The following is a 22497-nucleotide window of genomic DNA, read 5'->3' on the forward strand; positions in this document are numbered from 1 at the left end:
CGCGACACCGGCTTTGCGACTGACGACGAATTGACCGGGCAGCGCTGGCGTGCCAAAGGCCGCGCATCCTACCCGCCCTTCTCCCGGGGCGGCATTTCTGGAGACTGTAGATGACCGATCGGATCGAGATCGCCGGATTGCAGATCGCCCGCGAACTCCATGACTTCGTCGCCAACGAGGCTGTTGCCGGCACCGGCGTGAACGCCGCCGACTTCTGGGCCGGCTTTTCCAAACTGGTGCACGATCTCGCGCCGACGAACCGCGCGCTCCTGAAGAAACGCGACGATTTCCAGGACAAGATCGACCGTTGGTATCGCGACAATGGCGCGCCGGTCGATGTCGCCGTCTACAAGGATTTTCTCAAAGAGATCGGCTACCTATTGCCTGAAGGCCCTGCCTTCAGCGTCTCCACCGACAATGTCGATGCCGAGATCGCGGTGGTGGCCGGCCCGCAGCTGGTGGTGCCGGTGATGAATGCGCGCTACGCGCTGAACGCCGCCAATGCCCGCTGGGGTTCACTCTATGACGCGCTCTATGGCACCGACGCCATTCCCGAGACCGACGGCGCCGAAAAGAGCAAGCACTACAACCCCAAGCGCGGCGAGAAGGTGATCGCCTGGGCGCGCAATTTCCTGAACGAGGTTGCACCGCTGGATGGTGCACTGTGGCAGGATGCGCGCTCCTTTTCGGTCAATGCAGGCGCGCTGCGCGTGTCGCTCGCCGGTGGCCGCACCACCGGCCTCAAGCGGCCGGACCAGTTCGCCGGCTATCTCGGCGAGGCGGCCGCGCCCGGCCAGTTCCTGCTCGCCAACAACGGCCTGCATATCGAGATCCTGATCGATCCCAGTTCGACCATCGGCAAGACCGACGCCGCCCACATTTCCGACGTCTGGCTGGAATCGGCACTCACCACCATCATGGACTGCGAGGATTCGGTCGCGGCCGTCGATGCCGAGGACAAGGTCGTCGTCTACCGCAATTGGCTCGGCCTGATGAGGGGCGACCTCCAGGAGGAGGTGGTGAAGGGCGGCAAAAGCTTCACCCGCAAGCTCAATCCCGACCTCGATTACACCGCGCCCGACGGCTCGACCTTCCCGCTCAAGTGCCGCTCGCTGATGCTGGTGCGCAATGTCGGCCACCTGATGACCAATCCGGCCATCCTGTTGTCCGACGGTTCGGAAGTGCCCGAAGGCATCATGGACGCGGCCATCACCGGCCTGATCGCGCTGCACGATGTCGGCGAAAACGGCCGCCGCGCCAACTCGCGCGAGGGTTCGGTCTATGTCGTCAAGCCGAAGATGCACGGACCGGAGGAGGTCGCCTTCGCCGTCGAGATCTTCGGCCGCGTCGAGAAGCTGATCGGCATGAAGCCCAACACGATCAAGATGGGCATCATGGACGAGGAGCGGCGCACCACCGTCAACCTCAAGGAATGCATTCGTGCTGCCAGAGAACGGGTTGTGTTCATCAACACCGGCTTCCTCGACCGCACCGGCGACGAGATTCACACCTCGATGGAAGCCGGCGCCATGCTGCGCAAGGGCGACATGAAGCAGGCGGCCTGGATCTCGGCCTATGAGAACTGGAACGTCGACACCGGGCTGGAATGCGGCCTCGCCGGCCATGCCCAGATCGGCAAGGGCATGTGGGCGATGCCCGACCTGATGGCGGCGATGCTGGAACAGAAGATCGCCCATCCCAGGGCCGGTGCCAACACCGCCTGGGTGCCGTCGCCGACGGCCGCCACGCTGCATGCCACGCACTATCACAAGGTGGACGTGCACGCCGTGCAGGAAAGCCTGAAGAGCCGGCCGAAGGCCAAGCTCGACGACATCCTGACCGTGCCTGTGATCAAGCGCCCGAACTGGACGCCGGACGAAATCCAGCGCGAGATCGACAACAACGCGCAAGGCATACTGGGTTATGTCGTGCGCTGGATCGACCAGGGCGTCGGCTGCTCCAAGGTGCCCGACATCAACGATATCGGCCTGATGGAAGACCGCGCCACGCTGCGCATCTCCTCGCAGCACATCGCCAACTGGCTGCATCACGACATCTGCTCGCACATCCAGGTGCTGGATTCGCTGCAGCGCATGGCCGTCATCGTCGACACCCAGAATGTCGGCGACCCGAACTACCGCCCGATGGCGCCGGACTTCGACCAGTCCATCGCCTTCCGCGCCGCCTGCGACCTGGTGTTCAAGGGCCGCGACCAACCGAACGGCTATACCGAGCCGGTCCTCCACAAGCGCAGGCTCGAGCTCAAGGCGAAACTGAACGGCGGCGCTGGCGCTTAGTCCAGATGGCGCCATCGCGCTGCCCGTGCCCGGCTAAGCATCGAGTCCGCTTGTAGGCAGCGCGGCGATCGGTTAGGCGAAGCTGGGATGAAACTGCTCGCCATCGATTGTTCCGCCAGCCTGTGCGCCGCCTGTGTCTACGACGCGGCGACCGACACGATGCTGGGTCGGCATGTTCTCGATCTCGGCAAGGGCCATGCCGAGCATTTGATGGCGGTCATCGACAAGGCACTTGGCGAGGCTGGCGTCACCTATGCCGATCTCGGTGCCATCGCCGTCTCCGTCGGGCCCGGGTCTTTCACCGGCATCCGCGTCGGCGTCTCGGCCGCGCGCGGGTTGGCGCTGGCGCTGAAAATCCCGGCGATCGGCGTCACCACGCTGGAGGCGCTCGCCGCGGAAGTGGCCACAGCCTTCCCGAACCGCACCGTCCTGGCCGTGCTCGATGGTGGGCGCGGCGAAATCCATGCCGCCCTGTTCGGCGCCGATGGGGCTGCCGTTCATGGTCCTGCCATCGCCACGCTGGCCGAAGCGGCGGCAATCGCCAACGAGAACAAGCCGGTGCTTGCCGGCAACGCGGCTCGGACGGTCGCCGAGGCGGCTGGCGGCGCCTTCGATTTCGGCCCGCTTGCCGCCACCGCCGACATCGCCACCTATGCGCGCCTGGCTGCCCGCAAGGGGCCGGGCGACAAGCCAAAACCCGTCTATCTGCGCGATGCCGATGCTAAGCCGCAGGCCGGCTTTGTGCTGCCGAGGGCGGGCTGATGCGTATTCCTTTTCTCACCTCGCGCCGCGACTATGCGCTGGAACCTTTGTCGGTCGCCGATGCCGCCGCCATCTCGGCCCTGCATCGCGAGGATTTCGTGCGGCCCTGGACCGACGGCGAATTCGCGACGTTGCTTTCGCAGGACACCGTCTTCGGCTTCACGGCGCGTGAAGTCGGCCAGGGCGCCAAGCCGCCGGTCGGCTTCGTGCTGGCGCGGCTCGCCGCCGGCGAGGCCGAAATCCTGACCGTGGCGGTTGCCCGAACGCATCGCAGGCAAGGGCTCGGCTGGCAATTGATGGATGCGGTGCTGCGCAACCTGCACGCCGAACGCGCCGAGGCGCTGTTCCTGGAAGTCGATGAGACCAATGTCGCGGCGCTGGCGCTCTACCGCCGGCTTGGTTTCCGCGAAGTCGGCAAGCGGCCGAATTATTATCGCTCGCCCGAGCATGGACCGACCGGCGCGCTTGTCATGCGCCGCGATCTCCGCTAGCGCCGTTACGCAGCGCCCGGGGGCAGGATGATCGGAAAAATCAGGACAGTTCTGGCTTTTGGATGTGTCGTTGCGGCGACCGTCGTGCTGGTGCCGCTGCAGCTCATTTCGATGAAGACGCGATTGTGGCCCGAAACCTTCATCCTGAAGATCTGGCACCGCGCCGTGACGCGCGCGCTCGGCATCAGGGTGCACACCCACGGCACGCTGTCCAATCAGCGTCCGCTGCTGGTCGCCTCCAACCACATCTCCTGGACCGACATCCTCGTGCTCGGCTCGCTGGTCGATGTGAAGTTCATCGCGCGCGCCGACATGGAAAACTGGCCGGCGATCGGCAAACTGTCGAAGCTGCAGCGCACCGTCTTCATCGAGCGCGAACGCAAGCGCAGCTCGGGGGATCAAGCCAACGAGATCGCTTCGCGGCTGGCCAAGGGCGATGCCATGGTGCTGTTCGCCGAAGGTACCACCGGCGACGGCAACATGGTGCTGCCGTTCAAGACCACGCTGTTCGGTGCCGCCTCGATGGCCATCGCGGAAGGCGCGGCGGAAGAAGTGTTCATCCAGCCGGTGGCGATCGCCTACACCCGTCTCCACGGCGTGCCGCTCGGTCGGCGCTGGCGCCCGGTGGCGTCGTGGATCGGCGACCAGGATCTCGGCCCGCACCTCAAGCAGCTGCTTGCCGAGGGTGGGTTGGACGTCGAGGTGCATTTCGGCGAACCGATCGCCTTTTCCAAACGCTCCAACCGCAAGGAGACGGCGCGGGTGGTGGAAGCCCGTGTGCGCGAGATGATGCAGGCAGCACTCGGCGAGCCGGTCAAATAGGGCATCTTCCCTTCTCCCCTTGTGGGAGAAGGGACGCGGGCGCAGGGTCGCGCCTCGAACCCCTGTCCTTCAATGCGGAAAAGCGTTAGAAGCCGCCGCATGGAACTGGAAACGCTTTCGCTGAACACCGAAAACGGCGCCGAAACGGCACCGGCGCCGAAGAAGGTCTTCGTCAAGACCTATGGCTGCCAGATGAACGTCTACGATTCACAGCGCATGACCGACGCGCTGGCCGCCGACGGCTATGCCGCGACCGAAATCATCGAAGACGCCGATCTTGTGCTGCTCAACACCTGCCACATCCGCGAGCGGGCGGCGGAGAAGGTCTATTCTGAGCTTGGCCGGATCCGCGAGCTGAAGCAGGAAAAGGCGGCGGCGGGTCGCGAAATGCTGATTGGCGTCGCCGGCTGCGTGGCGCAGGCGGAGGGTCGCGAGATCATCCGGCGGGCGCCGGCGGTCGATCTGGTCATCGGACCGCAGACCTATCACCGCCTGCCGGACGTGCTGCGCCGGGTGCGTGGCGGCGGCCGTGTCGTCGAGACCGAATACGCTGTCGAGGATAAGTTCGAGCATCTGCCGCAGCCGAAGCGCGCCGACGTGGCCAAGCGCGGCGTTGCCGCCTTCCTCACCGTGCAGGAAGGCTGCGACAAGTTCTGCACCTTCTGTGTGGTGCCCTATACACGCGGTTCGGAAGTCTCGCGCCCGGTTACGCAGATCGTTGCCGAGGCCGAGCGCCTGGCCGAGGCCGGCGTGCGCGAGGTGACGCTGCTCGGCCAGAACGTGAATGCCTGGCACGGCGAGGGGGCGGACGGCGCCGAATGGGGGCTTGGCCGGCTGCTCTATCGTTTGGCGGAAATCCCCGGCATTGCCCGCCTGCGCTATACCACCAGCCATCCGCGCGACATGGACGACGAACTGATCGCCGCCCATCGCGATCTGCCGACCTTGATGCCTTATCTGCACCTGCCGGTGCAGTCGGGCTCCGACCGCATCCTCAAGGCCATGAACCGCCGCCACAAGGCTGTGGATTATCTGCGCCTGCTCGATCGCGTTCGCGCCGCCCGTTCCGATATCGCCCTGTCGGGCGATTTCATCGTCGGGTTCCCCGGCGAGACCGATGCGGATTTCGAGGACACGATGCGACTGGTGCGCGAAGTGGGCTACGCGTCGGCCTTTTCGTTCAAATATTCGCCGCGCCCCGGCACGCCGGGCGCCGAAATGCCGGACCATGTGCCGGAAAAGGTGAAGGATGAGCGCCTGCATACGCTGCAGGCTCTGCTCGTCGAACAGCAGCAGGCCTTCACCCAATCCATGGTCGGTCGCACCATGACGACGCTCATCGAGAAGCCCGGCCGCCAGGCCGGCCAGAAGGTCGGCCGATCGCCATGGTTGCAGCCGGTGATTGTTGATGAAAAGGCCGGCGAAATCGGTGACATTATCGAGGTGCGAATCACGCATCCGGGCTTCAACAGCCTGTATGCCGAACCTATCTGAATGCCTGATCAGATGAGGAGAGACGTTTGAGCGCCACTGAATTGAAGAATGCGCCCCCAAGCACTGCATCCGGGGCCTCGGATATGGCGCATATCGTCCTGACCTTCGACAACAACAAGCTGGCCAGCGCGCTGTATGGCCAATTCGACGAGAACCTGGCGCGGCTTGAACAGAAGCTCGGCGTCGACATCCGCTCGCGCGGCAACCAGCTGACCATCAAGGGTTCGCCCACGGCTGCAGAACAGGCGCGGCGCGCTTTGGACAACCTCTACGACATTTTGCAGAAGGGCGTCGATATCGGCCAGTCCGACGTGGACGGCGCCGTGCGCATGGCGGTGGCCGCCGACGATCAGCTCGTGCTGCCGACGCTTGAGCGCAAGGGCAAGGTGTCGGCCGCCCAGATATCGACGCGCAAGAAGACGATCTATGCCCGTTCGCTGAACCAGGACGCCTATATGCGCGCGCTGGAACGCTCGGAACTGGTTTTCGGCATCGGTCCCGCCGGCACCGGCAAGACCTATCTGGCCGTCGCCCATGCCGCGATGTTGCTTGAGCGCGGCATGGTCGAGCGCATCATCCTGTCGCGGCCCGCGGTGGAAGCGGGCGAACGGCTCGGCTTCCTGCCTGGCGACATGAAGGAAAAGGTCGATCCCTATCTGCGCCCGCTCTACGACGCGCTCTACGACATGATGCCGGCCGACAAGGTCGAACGTGCCATTGCCGCCGAGGTCATCGAGATCGCGCCGCTCGCCTTCATGCGCGGCCGCACACTGGCGCATGCCGCCGTCATCCTTGATGAGGCGCAGAACACCACCCCGATGCAGATGAAGATGTTCCTGACGCGTCTGGGCGAAAATTCGCGCATGATCATCACCGGCGACCCGACCCAGATCGACCTGCCGCCGAACACGCGTTCGGGCCTGGTCGAGGCCCTGCGCGTGCTGGACGGGGTGCCCGGTGTTGTTACCGTGCGTTTCAACGAGGGCGACGTCGTTCGCCACCCGCTGGTGGCCGAGATCGTTAAGGCTTATGATCGCGACGGCAAGGTTGCACGCGGCCTGGGTGCCGAGAACTGAACCAGCGTGTCTTTTGCCCATCAGGACAAGGTCCGATGACATCGCCTGATCTGCCGCTGGATATCGACCTTGCGGTCGAGGAAGGCGCGTGGCCGCCGGAATCCGTACTTGAGGCGCTGGTCGGTCGCGCTGCGGGGGCAGCCTTTGGCGAACTTGGCCTTGCCGATAATGGCCGGGCGGAACTCAGCGTGGTCTTCACCAACGACGCGGCGATCAAGACGCTGAACGCCGAATGGCGTGGCAAGGACAAGCCTACCAACGTCTTGTCCTTTCCTGCGTTTCCCACAGCCAAAGGTGGCCCGCTGCCGCCGATGCTGGGCGATATCGTGCTGGCGGCCGAGACCGTGGCGCGGGAGGCGGACGAAGAAGGCAAGCCGCTCGAAAACCACATCAGCCATCTCGTCATCCACGGCCTGTTGCACTTGCTGGGTTATGATCACGAGACCGACGACGAGGCGGAAGAGATGGAGGCTGTCGAGCGCCTGGCGCTGGCAAGACTTGCCATTCCCGATCCGTATGCGTAACTAAACGATCAATTGACCGGAAGACGATGAACGAGAAATCAGAGACTGCCGCCCCCACGGACGCCGGCAGTGCCGTAAAGGCTTCCGCGAAGACGGAAGAAGCTCCCAGTCCGAGTACCAGCGCCGGCAGCGTAGCGAGCGAGCCTTCTCCTGCCGGGCCTTCCCTGTTCGAGCGTGTTATCGGCCTGTTCAGGCAGCGCAACGGCACCTCGCTGCGCGAGGAAATCGCCGACGCGCTGGCCGAGACCGAAACCGGTGCGGAATCCTTCTCGCCTGGCGAGCGCGCGATGCTCAACAACATCCTGCGTCTGCGCGAAGTGCGTGTCGAGGACGTCATGGTGCCGCGCGCCGACATCGAGGCCGTGGAGATTTCGACCCGGCTGGGCGATCTCCTGGTGCTGTTCGAGCAATCCGGCCATTCGCGCATGCCGGTCTATTCCGAGACGCTCGACGATCCGCGCGGCATGGTCCACATCCGTGACGTGCTGGCTCACATCACGCGGCTTGCCCGCGTCAAAAAACCGGGCCGCGCCAGCCGCAAGACCCCGGCGGCCGCTTTGTTCGACCTGACCCAGGTCGACCTTGCCCGCACGATTGGGGATCTGAACCTGATCCGACCGGTACTGTTCGTGCCGCCGTCGATGCTGGCATCCGACCTGATGGGCCGCATGCAGGCCGCCCGCACGCAGATGGCGCTGGTCATCGACGAGTATGGCGGCACCGACGGCCTCGCCTCGCTGGAGGACATTGTCGAGATGGTGGTCGGCGACATCGAGGACGAGCACGACGAGGACGAACCGATGATCACGCAGGCTGGCGACGGCATCTATGTCGTCGACGGCAAGGCTGAGATCGATGAGGTCGCTAAGATGATCGGCGGACATTTCGCCGCCGGCGAGCATGGCGAGTCCGTCGACACCATCGGCGGCATGATCTTCAACACGCTGGGCCGCGTGCCCGCGCGCGGCGAAGTGGTGCAGGCCATTCCCGGCTTCGAGTTCCATATCCTTGACGCCGATCCGCGCCGCGTGAAGCGCGTGCGCATCGTCGAGAGCCAGAAGGCGGACGAACGCCGCCGTCGCGCGGTCCGCACCGAACAGGCCTAGGCCCTCGGGTTTTCGGCGGGCTGCCGCGTTTTGCGGCGGCCGCCTGTGTTGCGAGACCTCTTTCCAGGCAACTGGACCGTTTCGACGGCGACTGGATGCACGCCATTCGCCAGTCCCCGTATGGGGCGCCCCCTCCTGTCTGCGACCGCGCGTCCATTTGGAGCCGAAGCCGCGGCCTGATACATCTTCCGCCATGATTCTCGCGACTCGGAAGACCGCATGGAGCGCCTCGCCGGCCGGATAATTCTGCTTTGGGGTTGGCGACGCGCATTGGCGGCCTTTCTGGCCGGTGCGCTGGCGGTTCTTGGTCAGGCGCCTTACGATTTCTTCGCCGCTTGCTTTGTCTCTTTCCCCGTCCTGGTGTGGCTGCTTGATGGCACGACCGGCGAGGCTTCGCGAGGGCTTTTCAGGCGCCTGCGTCCCGCCTTCGCGGTCGGCTGGTGGTTCGGGTTCGGTTACTTTCTGGCCGGCCTCTGGTGGATCGGCCAGGCATTGCTGGTCGAGGCAGACGACTATGCCTGGGCGATGCCTTTCGCGGTGGTCGGCATCCCGCTTTTGCTTGCCTTTTTCTACGGGTTCGCGGCGGCACTTGCCCGTCTGTTGTGGAGCAGCGGCATCGGTCGCATCGCGGCGCTCGCCTTTGCCTTCGCTTTGGCGGAATGGCTGCGCGGCTTTTTGTTCACCGGCTTTCCGTGGAATGCAGTCGGCTACGCCGCGATGCCGGTGCCGCTGTTGATGCAGAGCGTTTCCGCCATTGGCATGAGCGGCATGAATGCGCTCGCCGTGTTCGTCTTCGCCATGCCGGCGCTGCTTGCCGGCCGTCGCGACCTGGTGGTCGGGGCTGCAATCGCCGGCATCCTCGTGGCGGTGCATCTCGGTTTCGGTTATTACCGGCTTACCACGCCGGTCCAGGTTGCCAAGACGCTCGATGTCCGCATCGTGCAGCCGGCGGTCGACATGCGCGAGAAATGGGACGCTTCCGTTCGCGACCGTATCTTCGCCACGCTGCTCGGCATGTCGTCGAAGACGCCGGCATCGGGCAAGCCCAAGCCGCAACTGATCCTGTGGCCGGAAACCTCGGTGCCGTTCCTGTTCACCGAGCGGCCGGACGCCTTGACGGCACTGGGCGAGATGCTGACCGACGGCCAGATGCTGGTTGCCGGTGCGGTGCGGGAGGAGGGGGCTTCGGCCAATGCCGCCACCCGCTATTACAATTCCGTCGTCGCCATCAACGACAAGGGCGAGATCGTCGACGCGGTGGACAAGGTCCATCTGGTGCCGTTCGGCGAGTATCTGCCCTTCGCCGACTGGCTGCGCCGCGTCGGTATCGAACAGTTGGTGGCAGGGCCCGCGATGTTTGCCGCGGGCAACGAACGGCACCCGATATCGTTGCCCGGCGCAATCAGCGGGTTACCTTTTGTTTGCTATGAGGTGATTTTCCCTGACCTGGTGTCTGTTGACGCAACGTCAAGTCAGCTTATTGTGAACCTTACCAATGATGCGTGGTTCGGGGATACCCCAGGCCCCTATCAACACTTCCGTCAAGCTCAGATACGCGCGGTGGAGAATGGCTTGCCTCTGTTACGTGCGGCTAACAATGGCATTTCCGCGGTCGTCGATGCGCGGGGCAGGATCGTCGATGCGCTCGCCATCGACGCCCGCGACACCATCGACGCCCGTGTCGCCGTGGCGACGTCTCAGGACGTCGTTTCGGCCGCCCAACGGCGCGTTAACGGATACCTGCTTATGCTCGCCCTCGCCCTGATTGCTTTCGTCTTATGCGTAAGGCACAAGCTACCGGCGAATTGACAGCCAATATATTAGGAACCCATATTGTAGAGGGTTGGCATCTTTCGCACTTAGTCGCGCTTTATCGGGTGAGGGGGTCGTATAAACCACAGGGTAGGCGTCAAAAAACACGAACAGCCGGAAGAATTCGGCGAGGAAAAAATGGTAGAAGAAAACAAGAAAAAACCAAACCCAATTGACACCCACGTCGGTAGCCGCATCAGACTTCGGCGTAATATGCTTGGAATGAGCCAGGAAAAGCTTGGCGAGAACCTTGGCATAACCTTTCAGCAGATTCAGAAGTATGAGAAAGGCACGAACCGTGTCGGCGCCAGTCGCCTGCAAGCGATCGCCTCGATCCTGAGCGTGCCGGTCGCTTTCTTTTTCGAGGATGCGCCTGGCCAGGATGGTGGCCCGCCGCGCGGTTTCGCCGAGGACAGCGCCATGGCGCTGGCAGCGGAATTCTGCTCCACCCCCGAAGGGCTTCAGCTCAATCGTGCCTTTGTGAAAGTAGCGGATCCGAAGGTTCGCCGGCGGATCATCGACCTTGTCAAATCCCTCGCCGGCGACGAGGCCAACTGACGGCGAAATCGGCCTGTTCGGCTCGTATTTAGAGTGGAGTGGGATGTTTCGGCCCAATCTCCTCTTTGTCGGGAATATTCTTCCGTCACGCCGCCGGGCTTTGATATCCGATACCCTCCAATCGTCTTGACGAGACTGGCGCGCCCCCGCTAACACGTGGCGCGCCAGATCGGCAGCCTGCCGGTCTTTTTCAAGAGGGGACACCCGTGTCGCGGCAGAACTACCTTTTCACCTCCGAATCCGTTTCCGAAGGCCACCCCGATAAGGTGTGCGATCGAATTTCCGACGAAATCGTCGATCTCGTCTACCGCGAGGCCAAGAAGGCCGGCATGAACCCCTGGGACGTGCGTGTCGCCTGCGAGACGCTGGCCACCACCAACCGCGTTGTCATCGCCGGCGAAGTTCGCGTGCCGGACACGCTGCTGAAGAAGGCCAAGGACGGCTCGATCCTGACCGACGCGGGAGATTTCCCGGTCATCAACCCGGCCAAGTTCAAGTCGGTCGCCCGCAAGGCCATCCGCGCCATCGGCTACGAGCAGAGCGGGTTCCACTGGAAGACCGCCAAGATCGACGTTCTGCTGCACGGCCAGTCGGCTGACATCGCCCAGGGCGTCGACAACGCTTCCGACAAGCAGGGTGAAGAAGGGGCAGGCGACCAGGGCATCATGTTCGGTTATGCCTGCCGCGAGACGCCGGACCTGATGCCGGCGCCGATCTATTACAGCCACAAGATCCTCGAATTGCTGGCCGACGCCCGTCACAAGAACAATGGCGATGCCGGCAAGCTCGGTCCGGACGCCAAGAGCCAGGTCACGGTCAAGTATGTCGACGGCAAGGCCGCCGAGGTTACGCAGATCGTGCTCTCGACCCAGCATCTTGAAGAGAGTTGGGATTCGAAGAAGGTCCGCAAGGTGGTCGAGCCCTATATCCGCGAGGCGCTGGGCGACCTGAAGATCGCCAACGACTGCAACTGGTACATCAACCCGACCGGCAAGTTCGTGATCGGCGGTCCCGACGGCGATGCCGGCCTCACCGGCCGCAAGATCATCGTCGACACCTACGGCGGTGCTGCTCCGCATGGCGGCGGCGCGTTCTCCGGCAAGGACACCACCAAGGTTGACCGTTCGGCCGCCTATGCCGCGCGCTACCTGGCCAAGAACGTGGTTGCCGCCAAGCTTGCCGACCGCTGCACGATCCAGCTGTCCTACGCCATCGGCGTCGCGCAGCCGCTGTCGGTCTATGTCGATCTGCACGGCACCGGTTCGGTCGACGAGGCCAAGCTGGAAGACGCCCTGCGCAAGGTCATGGACCTGTCGCCGTCGGGCATCCGTAAGCATCTCGACCTCAACAAGCCGATCTATGCCAAGACTTCGTCCTACGGCCATTTCGGCCGCAAGGCCGGCCGCGATGGCTCCTTCTCCTGGGAGAAGACCGACCTGGCCAAGGCGCTCAAGGACGCCCTGGCTGCCTGACGGCGGATCGGACCATGGAAGAGCAGGGCAGGCGCAGCCGGACGAGCGAGGCTTTCTTCGGCCGGCGGCGCGGCAAGACCATCCGCCCCGCGCAGGCGGTGGCGCTGGAGACTGGACTCCAGCGCTATCGGCTGAACCTCGAGCAGCCGGCACCGGCTGCTCTCGGCGGCCTGTTCGAGGCGCCAGTCTCCTCGATCCGCCTCGAGATCGGCTTCGGCGGTGGCGAGCATTTGCGTCAGGAAGTCTCGACACACCCGGCAACCGGCTTCATCGGTGCCGAACCCTTCGTCAACGGCATGGCCAAGATGATGATGGCGTTGACGCGGGAGCCTGCCGGCAATCTCCGCGTCTTCGACGATGATGCGGCGCTGCTGCTGGATTGGCTGCCCGAGGCGTCGCTCGACTGGATCGACCTGCTTTACCCGGACCCCTGGCCGAAGAAGCGGCATTGGAAGCGGCGTTTCGTCAGCACCGTCAATCTCGACCGTTTCGCCCGGGTCCTGAAACCGGGCGGTAAGTTCTGCTTCGCCTCCGACATCGACACCTATGTGAACTGGACGCTGCAGCATTGCCGCGCGCATGCCGCCTTCGAATGGCAGGCGGATGAGGCGACGGACTGGCATACGCCTTATCCGGGATGGCAGAGCACGCGTTATGAGGCGAAAGCCATCCGCGAGGATCGGCGTACCGCCTACCTGACCTTTACCCGGCTGTAGCGGCGGTCTCTTCGCCGGCTTTCGCGGTCGCTGCGTATGCCAAAGGCAGCGTCACGCGGGCGCAAAGGCCCTTGCCGGTAGCCGGTGTCTCCAGCGCCAGCCTGCCGCCGAACAGTCCGGCGATTTCCTCCACGATCGGGAGCCCGAGCCCGCTGCCCGGCTTGTCCTGCACGGCACCTCGCGAAAAGCGCGCCCGCACCGCGGCCAGCTGTCTGGGCGGAATGCCGGGCCCATTGTCCTCCACCTCGAACACGGCTTCGCTGTTGGCAAAGACACGCACCGTGATTTCCGCCCCATCGCCGGCATAGGCGATGGCGTTGTCGACCAGATTGCCGACCAGTTCGCCCACCAGCAGCGCCTCGCCATGGATGACGACCGGCTGACCGCCCTCGAAGCCGAGATCGACGCCTGCCGCGCTCGCCTTCACCACCCTATCCGCCACGCAGTCCATGGCGATGGCTGCAAGGTCGACCGAGGTCGTCTCGATCCTGTTCGAGGCGGCGGCATCGATGCGGGCAAGCAGCAAAAGTTGCGCGAGAATACGTTCGGCGTGAACCACCGCCGCGTCGGCCGTTTGCGCGGCCGCCCGTGCCTCACTGAGTGACTTGGCGCGTCCGGCGAGCGCAAGCTGCGTGCGCACGATGGTCATCGGCGTACGCAATTGGTGGCTGGCATTGCCGGTGAAGTTGCGCAGGCCTGACAGCGCGCCACCCAACCGCACCATGAAGGAATTCATCGTATCGACCAGACCGCGCACTTCGCTGGGCACCCGGTCGTCGATGGGGTGCAGATCGTCCGGACTGCGTTCGGCGATCGCCGCGCGCAACCGGTAGAGCGGCTGCAGCGCGGCGTTGACGGCAAACCAGGCGATCAGCGCGGCGCCGCCAATCAGGATGGTCAGGCGCAACGCCGAATGCAGCAGGATGGTGCGGGCCAGCTGGGTGCGAGCGATGGTCGTCTCGGCGACGGTGACGACAAAGGGAATGGAATCGACGCCGGTCGAAGCTGAACGCGCCAATGCCGCCAGCCGGATCGGCTCGCCACGGAAGCTGGCGTCGGAGAATTGCGGTTTCTCCGGCACCGGCGACGGCATGATCGGCAATCCGTCATAGCCGGTGATGAAGGTGCCGGGCGGTCCGTCGACGCGATAGAAAACGCGGTCCTGCGCCGCCGAGGTCAGCATCTCCAGTGCCACATAGGGAATGTCGACCTCCAGCGTTCCTTCCTCGGAAACCACGACGCGCTCGGCGATCGCCAGCGCTGAACCCGCAAGCACCCGGTCCGACGCGGCATTCGCCGTGTCCACCGCCTCGCGCCAGGTGTCGACCAGTGCGATCAGGCCGATCGAGATCAGCGGCACCAGCAGCCAGAACAGCAGCCTGCGGCGCAGGGAATGAGGTGCCGCGACGACCATCAGCGGGCCAATTCCATGGTCCGGCTACACTTTTTCAAGGTAGTAGCCGATGCCGCGAGCGGTGCGCACCGTCACCCCGTAAGGCGCAAGGCGCCGCCGCAGCCGGCTGACATATTGTTCGATGGCGTTGAAGGAGAGCTCCTCGTCGAAGCCGGCCAGCGATTCGAGAATGGACTGTTTCGGCACCACCTTGCCGGCGCGCAGGAACAAGGTTTCGAGCAGGCTCACCTCGCGGGCCGGCAGATCGAGCAGCGCGCCGCCGCCGGCAAAGCTGCGCGAAGTGAGGTCGAAGGTCACTTCGCCGAAGGTGACGGTGCTCGATTTCAGGCCGGCATGGCGGCGCAGCAGCATGCGCACGCGCGCTTCAAGTTCGTCGACGTCGAAAGGCTTGGTCATGTAGTCGTCGGCGCCGAGGTCCAGCCCCTTGATCTTGTCGTGCAGGTCGGCGCGCGCGCTGAGGATGAGCACGCCTGGTCCATCCTGGCGCGCCCGGATGCCGCGCAGCACCTCCAGGCCGTCCATACGCGGAAGGTTGAGGTCTAGGATGACGAGGTCGAAATGCTCGGCCGAGAGCACGGCCAAAGCCGAAGGGCCGTCAGTGACATGATCGACGGCATAGCCGCTGCCTTTCAGCACGGCCACCAGCCCATCCGCCAGCGTTTGCGTGTCCTCCACAACCAGTATGCGCAACCGGAGCTCCTTGCCGGGTCTTTTTCCCGGCGACCAGATTAGCAGGTCTTCCCAGTGGGCCAAACCATCGCGCGGCGCTATCCACGCCACTGTGCCGCGACTTGTGGAGCGGGTACCGGTCATGCAATTTGGCCGCCATGCGTTTTGTCGTCCTCGTCATCGCGGCCTTGCTGCCGGCCCCGGCCGTCGCCGAGACCACCCTGTTCCCTGCGCTCGACGGAGAAGCCGGCGCGCGCACCTTGGTCGTCTATTCGGCGCTCGACGTTCCGCTCGCCAAGGGCATGATCGAAGGTTTCCGGCGCGCCAATCCGAGTATCGCCGTGCGCTACGAGGAACTGCTGACAGGCGATATCTACAGCCGCATCGTCGAAGAGACCAACGCCGGAGGGAAGACAGCCGACATGGCCTTTTCCTCGGCGATGGATCTGCAGGTGAAGCTCGCCAATGACGGTTATGCGCAGGAGAGCACCTTGCCGATGAGCGCTCGCTGGCCGCGCTGGGCGAACTGGCGCAACACCGCCTATGCGCTCACCTTCGAACCGGCGGTCTTCGTCTATCACAAGCCGAGTTTCAGCGACGCGCCGCCGCCGGCGACCCGTGGGCAACTGGTCGACTATATCGAACACAACGCCGATACCGTTCAGGGGCGGATCGCCACCTACGACATCGAACGTTCGGGCGTCGGCTTCATGTTCATGGCACGCGACCAGGAGCAATTTCCCGACATCTGGTCGATCGTGCGCACCATGGGCAAGGCCGGTGTGAAGCTCTACTCCAAGAGCTCGGCGATCCTCGAGCGCATAGCCGATGGCCGCGCCATCCTGGGCTACAACATCCTCGGCTCCTATGCAGCGGACTGGGCGGCGCGCAATCCTGATGTCGGCATCGTCATGCCGAAGGACTACACCATCGTCATGTCGCGCATCGGCCTGGTGCCGAAGGCTGCCGGCTCGCCGGATCTCGGCCGCGCCTTCCTCGCCTATTTCATGTCGGCGGAAGGCCAGACCATCATGGCGCGCGATCTGCACATCGCCGCCGTCAATCCCGATGTGTCGGGCGAAAACACCGCCAACGCCATCCAGGCCACGATGGGTGCGCAGTTGAGGCCGGTCCCGGTCAGTCCGGGCCTGCTGGTCTATCTCGACCAGGTCAAGCGCAACCGTCTCGTTGAACGCTGGAACAACGCTTTGCAGGGCCGCTGACAGCGGTTCGGCGGCAAAACCATGGCGTTTTGACCCTCATTCCGGCCTTTCCGACACGATGTCAGTCAGATGTCAGCTTGTTCGGCTAGGGTCCGCGCCGGTCCGGCTGTTGGAGGCGGCCTGGCCAACAGGTCTGGGAGGAGAGGACCACGCGGGTTAGCACCTGGCCACGAAGGCGAGACCTTCGGTGGCGATCGTGGCGGGACGCACTCATTTCTCCCCGGTTTGTCTCATCGCGATGTCGTTCGTTCGGCAACGCGAACCAATGCCAACACGGCGCCGCGTTGCCCCAACGACCGGCGTCCACAGGGAGAGAAACAGTGAAGAAATTCCTTCTGGCGACTGTTCTGATGGGCGCGATGGCAATTCCCGCCTTCGCCGCCGATTACAAGATCATGGCGCCCGCCGCCCCCGGCGGTGGTTGGGACCAGACCGCCCGCTCAATGCAGACCGCGCTGCAGGACGAGAAAATCTCCTCCAGCGTCCAGGTCAACAATGTTCCCGGTGCCGGCGGCACCATTGGCCTCGCCCAGTTCGTCAACCAGGCCAATGGCGACCCGGCGCAGCTCATCGTCGGCGGCTATGTCATGGTCGGCGCCATCCTCACCAACAAGTCGCCGGTGACGCTGGACCAGGTCACGCCTATCGCACGCCTGACCGGCGAATATGAGGCGCTGGTCGTACCGGCCGCCTCCGACATAAAGGACATGGCCGGCCTCGTCGCCAAGCTGAAGGCCGATCCGGGCTCGGTGTCCTGGGGCGGCGGCTCGGCCGGCGGCACCGACCACATCACCGCAGGCCTGATCGCCAAGGCGGTGGGTGTCGATCCGACCAAGGTCAACTACATCGCCTTCTCCGGCGGCGGCGAGGCGCTGGCGGCTCTTCTCGGCAACCAGGTCACGGTCGGCATTTCCGGCTATGGCGAGTTCTCCGAACAGGTGAAGGCCGGCACGCTGCGCCTCATCGGCATCTCCAGCGACCAGCCTGTGGCTGGTATCGAGGCGCCGACCTTCAAGCAGGCCGGTGTCGACGTCTCCATCCAGAACTGGCGCATGGTCGCGGCGGCGCCCGGCATCAGCGCCGAGCAGAAGGCAGCCGTTCTGGCCGACGTCGACAAGATGGCGAAGTCGGCAGCTTGGCAGAAGATCCTGGCCGACAAGGGCTGGGCCGACACTTATCTCGCCGGCGACGACTTCGCCGCACAGCTCAAGAAGGAGGCCGAAATCACCGGCGGCATCCTGAAAGAGATCGGTCTGGTCAAGTGAGCGAGAACGCTCCCAACAAGACGACGCGCCGCCCTGATTGGGCGGCGCTTGTCATCGCCGCGGGGCTGGCGATCGTCGCCGCCGTCATCGTCTGGAGCACGGCGAACCAGAGTGGCACGGCGAGTTATGCCCGGATCGGCCCGACGACCTTTCCATATGTGATCGCCGGCGCTCTGTTCGTGTTGTCGTTGTGGACGGCTGTCGAAGCATGGCGCGGCGATTTCCCGGAGCGCGAGCAACAGGAGATCAGCCCGATCCTGTGGATCGTCGGCGGTTTGGCCGCGCAGATGTTGTTGCTCAAGACAGCCGGGTTCTCGATCGCCACCGGGCTGCTTTTCGCCGCCACCGCCCGCGCATTCGGGCGCGGTCCTTTGTGGAAGACGATCCCGCTGGGCATCGTGCTCGCCTTCGTCGTCTGGTTCATCTTCGCCAAGGGTCTGCAGCTTTCGCTGCCCGCCGGCCCGCTCGAACAGCTGTTCTGAGCGTTATGAGGGAGCGAGGCTTTTCATGACTACGTTCGAACTGCTGGCGCATGGGCTTGTGATCGCCCTGCAGCCAGCCAATCTGCTCTATGCGCTGATCGGCGTCACACTCGGCACCGCCGTCGGCGTATTGCCCGGCATCGGCCCGGCGCTCACCGTCGCGCTGCTGTTGCCGGTTACCTACAAGCTCGATCCGGCCGGATCGCTCATCATGTTCGCCGGCATTTATTATGGCGGCATGTATGGCGGCTCGACCACGTCGATCCTGCTCAACACGCCGGGCGAGAGCGCGTCGATCGTCACGGCGCTGGAAGGCAACAAGATGGCGCGGGCCGGGCGCGGCGGACCGGCACTTGCCACCGCGGCAATCGGCTCTTTCGTCGCCGGCCTCATCGCCACCATCGGCCTCGCCTTCATCGCGCCGACCGTCGTCAAGCTGGCGCTGTCTTTCGGTCCGGCCGAATATTTCGCGCTGATGGTGCTGGCCTTCATGACCGTTTCGGCGGCCTTCGGCGAATCGACCCTGCGCGGGCTGACCTCGCTGTTCCTCGGCCTGATGCTCGGCCTGATCGGCATCGACCTGCAGACCGGCCAGGCCCGGCTTGCCTTCGGCATTCCCGATCTGCTCGACGGCATCGAGGTGACGACGTTGGCCGTCGCCCTGTTTGCCATCGGCGAGGCGCTTTCGGTCGCCGCTTCAAAGGGCGGCGATTCGACCATCCAGGCGATCAAGGGCTCGGTGTGGATGACGCGCGAGGACTGGCGCCGTTCATGGAAGCCGTGGCTGCGGGGCACTGCCATCGGTTTTCCGATCGGCGCCATGCCGGCCGGTGGCGCCGAAATCGGCACTTTCCTGTCCTATTCCGTGGAAAAGCAGATGGCGGAAAAGCCGGAGGAATTCGGCAATGGCGCCATCGAAGGCGTCGCCGGACCTGAGGCCGCCAACAATGCCTCGGCGGCCGGCACGCTGGTGCCCTTGCTGACGCTCGGCCTGCCTACGACGGCGACCGCCGCCATCATGCTGGCCGGTTTCCAGCAGTTCGGTCTGCAGCCGGGCCCGTTGCTGTTCACCAGCAATCCGCAACTCGTCTGGGGCCTGATCGCCAGCCTGCTGGTGGCCAATCTGATGCTTCTGGTGCTGAACCTGCCGCTGATCGGCCTATGGGTGAAGCTGTTGACCATCCCGACGCCCTGGCTCTACGCCGGCATCCTGATGTTCGCGACGCTTGGCACCATCGGCGCCAATCCGTCGACCTTCGAACTCGGCATGCTCCTGGCGTTCGGCCTGCTCGGCTATGGCCTGCGGCGTTTCCACTATCCGATCGCGCCAGTGGTGGTGGGCTTGATCCTGGGGCCGCTGGCGGAACAGCAGCTGCGCCGCGCCGTGGCCATCAGCCAGGGTGATCCGTCGGTGCTCTTCCATTCCTGGATCGCGGTGGTTCTGTGGTTGCTTGCCGCTTCGGCCGTCCTGGTGCCGCTCTATCTGCGCTGGCGGGGCAGGGGGCAGATGCTCACCCAGCTCGCCGGCAACGAGGACTGACCAACACGGGAGGTCGGCGGGTGATCGCCGGCCCACATAAACAAAGCGGAGGCATTTGCCTCCGCTTTTCACTCACTGCCGTCAGCTGCGGCGGATCTTGGCGAATTCGACCGGGTCGATGCCGAGGCGGCGCAGGTCGCGGCCCTTGGGCGCGTGATGGCCTCTAACGGCGCCCGCGGCGTTGATCGCGCTGCCGAACACGTTGAACAGGCTGTTGAGGGCCGCAACGGTTCTGCTGGTACGCATGGGTCTGCTCCATCTGGTTGCCACAACGTTTATGTTGCAGTGCAACAAAGATAGGAATGGACAGACGCCGTTAACAGAGGGGCTTAGGCAAGGCTGCCATGCGGCTGGCGCATGGATGCCGCTGTTTTCCCCAGCCTTGCATTTTGCCGCCGCCATTGTTATATCGGCTTCAAATTCTTGGTCGGTATGACGAAGAGTGGGTCCACCCGGTCCCGCTCTTTTTTGTTACCGGCCGGCGCCTAGAGATTCGAGCGACAGAGACCGGATGACCTTGACCGAGACCGACGGCGACGACCGTATCGTCCGCGAAAGCGGCATCGATGCCCGTATCGCGCTGATCGTGCAGCCTGTGCTGCGCGGCGCGGGTTTCCGCCTCGTGCGGGTGCGTCTGTCCGGCCAGCACGGCCTCACCTTGCAGGTGATGGCCGAGCGCGAGGACGGTACGATGACGGTCGAGGACTGCGAGGAAGTCAGCCGCGCGATTTCGCCGGCGCTCGACGTCGACGATCCGATCGAGAAAGCGTATCATCTGGAAGTGTCCTCGCCGGGCATCGATCGCCCGCTTGTGCGCAAGTCGGATTTCACCACCTGGGCCGGCCATCTGATCAAGATGGAGACCTCGGTCATGATCACCGACCGCAAGCGCTTCAAGGGCAAGATCGCCGAAGCCGATGATGATGGCATTCTGCTCGAGCGCGACAAGGCGGCCTATGGCGAGGAGCCGACGGTGCGCATTCCTTACGACGCGATCGCCGAAGCGCATTTGGTGCTGACCGACGACCTCATCCGCGAAGCCCTGTCGAAGGACAACCGGGCGCGCAAGGATGCCAAGAAACATCGCGGCGACAATGACGACGCCGCAGACGAAACTGAAATCGAGAAGTGATTGAACGGCCGCCGATGCCGGCGGCCCCGTTCAGGGAGACAAAAATGGTTGTAAGCGCCAACAGGCTCGAACTGCTGCAGATCGCCGACGCGGTCGCCCGCGAGAAGTCGATCGACAAGTCGATCGTCATCGCCGCGATGGCCGATGCGATCCAGAAGGCCGCGCGTTCGCGTTACGGCCAGGAGACCAACATCCGCGCCGACATCAACCCGAACACCGGCGAGATGAAGCTGCAGCGCCTGATGGAAGTTGTCGAAAAGGTCGACGACTACGCCATCCAGATCGCGTTGTCCTCGGCCCGCGAACGCAATCCCGACGCCCAGCTCGGCGACTTCATCGCCGAACAGCTGCCGCCCATGGATTTCGGCCGCATCGCCGCCCAGTCGGCCAAGCAGGTCATCGTGCAGAAGGTGCGCGAGGCCGAGCGCGACCGCCAGTATGACGAATACAAGGATCGCATCGGCGAGATCGTCAACGGCACCGTCAAGCGCGTCGAATACGGCAACGTCATCGTCGATCTCGGCCGTGGCGAGGCGATCATCCGTCGCGACGAGCTGATCCCGCGTGAAAACTACAAGTATGGCGACCGCGTCCGCGCCTATGTCTACGACGTGCGCCGCGAACAGCGCGGCCCGCAGATCTTCCTGTCGCGTACCCATCCGCAATTCATGGCGAAGCTGTTCACCATGGAAGTGCCGGAAATCTACGACGGCATCATCGAGATCAAGTCGGTTGCCCGCGACCCCGGTTCGCGCGCCAAGATCGCCGTCATCTCGCGCGACTCGTCGATCGACCCGGTCGGCGCCTGCGTTGGCATGCGCGGTTCGCGCGTCCAGGCGGTCGTCGGCGAGCTCCAGGGCGAAAAGATCGACATCATTCCGTGGTCGCCTTCGGCAGCCTCCTTCATCGTCAACGCCTTGCAGCCGGCTGAAGTCGCCAAGGTGGTGCTGGACGAGGATGCGGAACGCATCGAAGTGGTGGTGCCGGACGACCAGCTGTCGCTGGCCATCGGCCGCCGCGGCCAGAACGTGCGCCTCGCCTCGCAGCTGACCGGCTGGGACATCGACATCCTGACCGAACAGGAAGAGAGCGAGCGCCGCCAGAAGGAATTCGTCGAACGCTCCAACCTGTTCATGGAAGCACTCGACGTCGACGAGATGGTCGGACAGGTGCTGGCTTCGGAAGGCTTCACCTCGGTCGAGGAAGTGGCCTATGTCGATGCCGGCGAAATCTCCTCGATCGACGGTTTCGACGAGGACACTGCCACCGAAATCCAGAACCGCGCCCGCGATCATCTGGAGAAGGTCGAGGCCGAACACGACGCCGCCCGCAAGAAGCTGGGCGTCAAGGACGAACTGCGCGAGATCTCCGGCATCACCACCGCCATGATGGTGACGCTTGGCGAGGACGGCGTGAAGACGATCGAGGATTTCGCCGGCTACGCCGCCGACGATCTCGTCGGCTGGAAGGAACGCAAGGACGGCGAGACCAAGGTGTTCCCGGGTGTGCTGGCCGCGCACGGCGTCTCCAAGGCCGACGCCGAGCAGATGGTTCTGGCAGCACGCCTCAAGGCAGGCTGGATCACCGAAGAAGAAGCTCAAGCCGAGGCTGCTGAAGCCGAAGCCGTCGGCGAATAAGATGA

At 64.3% G+C, this 22497-nt stretch carries 21 protein-coding genes; 18 read left to right on the forward strand and 3 right to left on the reverse strand.

Annotated elements, in window-relative coordinates; all coding sequences use genetic code 11:
* The first annotated feature begins 110 nt into the window (after positions 1-110).
* The 12 genes from QFZ88_RS21215 to QFZ88_RS21270 all read left to right on the forward strand — a co-directional run bounded on the left by QFZ88_RS21215 (position 111) and on the right by QFZ88_RS21270 (position 13130).
* Positions 111-2297, forward strand: a complete 2187-nt coding sequence (locus tag QFZ88_RS21215; protein WP_024922279.1) for a malate synthase G — start codon at positions 111-113, stop codon at positions 2295-2297.
* Positions 2298-2384: 87 nt separating this feature from the next.
* Complete coding sequence (gene tsaB / locus QFZ88_RS21220) at positions 2385-3059, forward strand: tRNA (adenosine(37)-N6)-threonylcarbamoyltransferase complex dimerization subunit type 1 TsaB (RefSeq protein ID WP_024922280.1); 675 nt, start codon at positions 2385-2387, stop codon at positions 3057-3059.
* Complete coding sequence (gene rimI / locus QFZ88_RS21225) at positions 3059-3550, forward strand: ribosomal protein S18-alanine N-acetyltransferase (protein WP_024922281.1); 492 nt, start codon at positions 3059-3061, stop codon at positions 3548-3550. Before tsaB ends, rimI begins: the two co-directional genes overlap by 1 nt.
* A 27-nt stretch (positions 3551-3577) precedes the next feature.
* A complete protein-coding gene (locus tag QFZ88_RS21230) occupies positions 3578-4372 on the forward strand; it encodes a lysophospholipid acyltransferase family protein (protein ID WP_024922282.1) in 795 nt (264 codons plus the stop codon).
* Between the two features lie 99 nt (positions 4373-4471).
* The gene (miaB, locus tag QFZ88_RS21235) at positions 4472-5866 is read left to right on the forward strand and encodes a tRNA (N6-isopentenyl adenosine(37)-C2)-methylthiotransferase MiaB (protein WP_024922283.1); all 1395 of its coding nucleotides are present in this window, start codon (positions 4472-4474) and stop codon (positions 5864-5866) included.
* 26 nt (positions 5867-5892) lie between these two features.
* Entirely contained in the window at positions 5893-6942 is a 1050-nt protein-coding gene (locus tag QFZ88_RS21240; protein WP_036254947.1) for a PhoH family protein, read from the forward strand.
* A 35-nt stretch (positions 6943-6977) separates the two neighbouring features.
* Positions 6978-7466, forward strand: a complete 489-nt coding sequence (gene ybeY / locus QFZ88_RS21245) for an rRNA maturation RNase YbeY (RefSeq protein ID WP_024922285.1) — start codon at positions 6978-6980, stop codon at positions 7464-7466.
* Positions 7467-7492: 26 nt separating this feature from the next.
* Positions 7493-8572, forward strand: coding sequence for a hemolysin family protein (locus QFZ88_RS21250; protein ID WP_024922286.1), 1080 nt, complete (start codon positions 7493-7495; stop codon positions 8570-8572).
* 219 nt (positions 8573-8791) lie between these two features.
* Positions 8792-10381 (forward strand): apolipoprotein N-acyltransferase, encoded by a 1590-nt coding sequence (gene lnt, locus QFZ88_RS21255; protein ID WP_024922287.1) that lies wholly within the window; start codon positions 8792-8794, stop codon positions 10379-10381.
* 141 nt (positions 10382-10522) lie between these two features.
* On the forward strand, positions 10523-10942 hold the full coding sequence (locus tag QFZ88_RS21260) for a helix-turn-helix domain-containing protein (protein WP_024922288.1): 420 nt from the start codon (positions 10523-10525) through the stop codon (positions 10940-10942).
* Positions 10943-11148: 206 nt separating this feature from the next.
* Entirely contained in the window at positions 11149-12414 is a 1266-nt protein-coding gene (gene metK / locus QFZ88_RS21265) for a methionine adenosyltransferase (RefSeq protein WP_024922289.1), read from the forward strand.
* A 14-nt stretch (positions 12415-12428) separates the two neighbouring features.
* Positions 12429-13130 (forward strand): tRNA (guanine(46)-N(7))-methyltransferase TrmB, encoded by a 702-nt coding sequence (locus QFZ88_RS21270; protein ID WP_024922290.1) that lies wholly within the window; start codon positions 12429-12431, stop codon positions 13128-13130.
* On the opposite strand, the gene QFZ88_RS21275 is transcribed toward QFZ88_RS21270, so the two are convergent.
* Both QFZ88_RS21275 and QFZ88_RS21280 read right to left on the reverse strand, forming a co-directional pair.
* On the reverse strand, positions 13117-14544 hold the full coding sequence (locus QFZ88_RS21275; protein ID WP_051504848.1) for a sensor histidine kinase: 1428 nt from the start codon (positions 14542-14544) through the stop codon (positions 13117-13119). The genes QFZ88_RS21270 and QFZ88_RS21275 overlap by 14 nt on opposite strands.
* A 24-nt stretch (positions 14545-14568) precedes the next feature.
* Positions 14569-15234 carry a response regulator transcription factor gene (locus QFZ88_RS21280; RefSeq protein ID WP_036254946.1) on the reverse strand — a complete coding sequence of 222 codons (666 nt, stop codon included), beginning with the start codon at positions 15232-15234 and terminating at the stop codon, positions 14569-14571.
* A gap of 137 nt (positions 15235-15371) precedes the next feature.
* Here QFZ88_RS21280 and QFZ88_RS21285 point away from each other — a divergent pair, with 137 nt between their 5' ends.
* From QFZ88_RS21285 to QFZ88_RS21300, 4 genes are all read left to right on the forward strand, one after another.
* A complete protein-coding gene (locus tag QFZ88_RS21285; protein WP_024922291.1) occupies positions 15372-16436 on the forward strand; it encodes an ABC transporter substrate-binding protein in 1065 nt (354 codons plus the stop codon).
* Positions 16437-16756: 320 nt separating this feature from the next.
* Positions 16757-17701, forward strand: a complete 945-nt coding sequence (locus tag QFZ88_RS21290; protein WP_024922292.1) for a Bug family tripartite tricarboxylate transporter substrate binding protein — start codon at positions 16757-16759, stop codon at positions 17699-17701.
* Positions 17698-18183, forward strand: coding sequence for a tripartite tricarboxylate transporter TctB family protein (locus QFZ88_RS21295; protein WP_024922293.1), 486 nt, complete (start codon positions 17698-17700; stop codon positions 18181-18183). The genes QFZ88_RS21290 and QFZ88_RS21295 overlap by 4 nt, the downstream gene beginning before the upstream one ends.
* A 25-nt stretch (positions 18184-18208) precedes the next feature.
* Positions 18209-19723, forward strand: coding sequence for a tripartite tricarboxylate transporter permease (locus QFZ88_RS21300; protein WP_024922294.1), 1515 nt, complete (start codon positions 18209-18211; stop codon positions 19721-19723).
* Between the two features lie 81 nt (positions 19724-19804).
* Here the strand turns inward: QFZ88_RS21300 and QFZ88_RS21305 are convergent, their stop codons facing one another.
* A complete protein-coding gene (locus QFZ88_RS21305; protein WP_162835313.1) occupies positions 19805-19969 on the reverse strand; it encodes a hypothetical protein in 165 nt (54 codons plus the stop codon).
* A gap of 265 nt (positions 19970-20234) precedes the next feature.
* Here QFZ88_RS21305 and rimP point away from each other — a divergent pair, with 265 nt between their 5' ends.
* Complete coding sequence (gene rimP, locus QFZ88_RS21310) at positions 20235-20855, forward strand: ribosome maturation factor RimP (protein WP_024922295.1); 621 nt, start codon at positions 20235-20237, stop codon at positions 20853-20855.
* Between the two features lie 44 nt (positions 20856-20899).
* Positions 20900-22492 carry a transcription termination factor NusA gene (gene nusA / locus QFZ88_RS21315; protein ID WP_024922296.1) on the forward strand — a complete coding sequence of 531 codons (1593 nt, stop codon included), beginning with the start codon at positions 20900-20902 and terminating at the stop codon, positions 22490-22492.
* Positions 22493-22497 lie beyond the last annotated feature (5 nt).

The sequence above is a fragment of the Mesorhizobium sp. YL-MeA3-2017 genome, assembly GCF_030814575.1.
GTDB lineage: Bacteria > Pseudomonadota > Alphaproteobacteria > Rhizobiales > Rhizobiaceae > Mesorhizobium > Mesorhizobium terrae.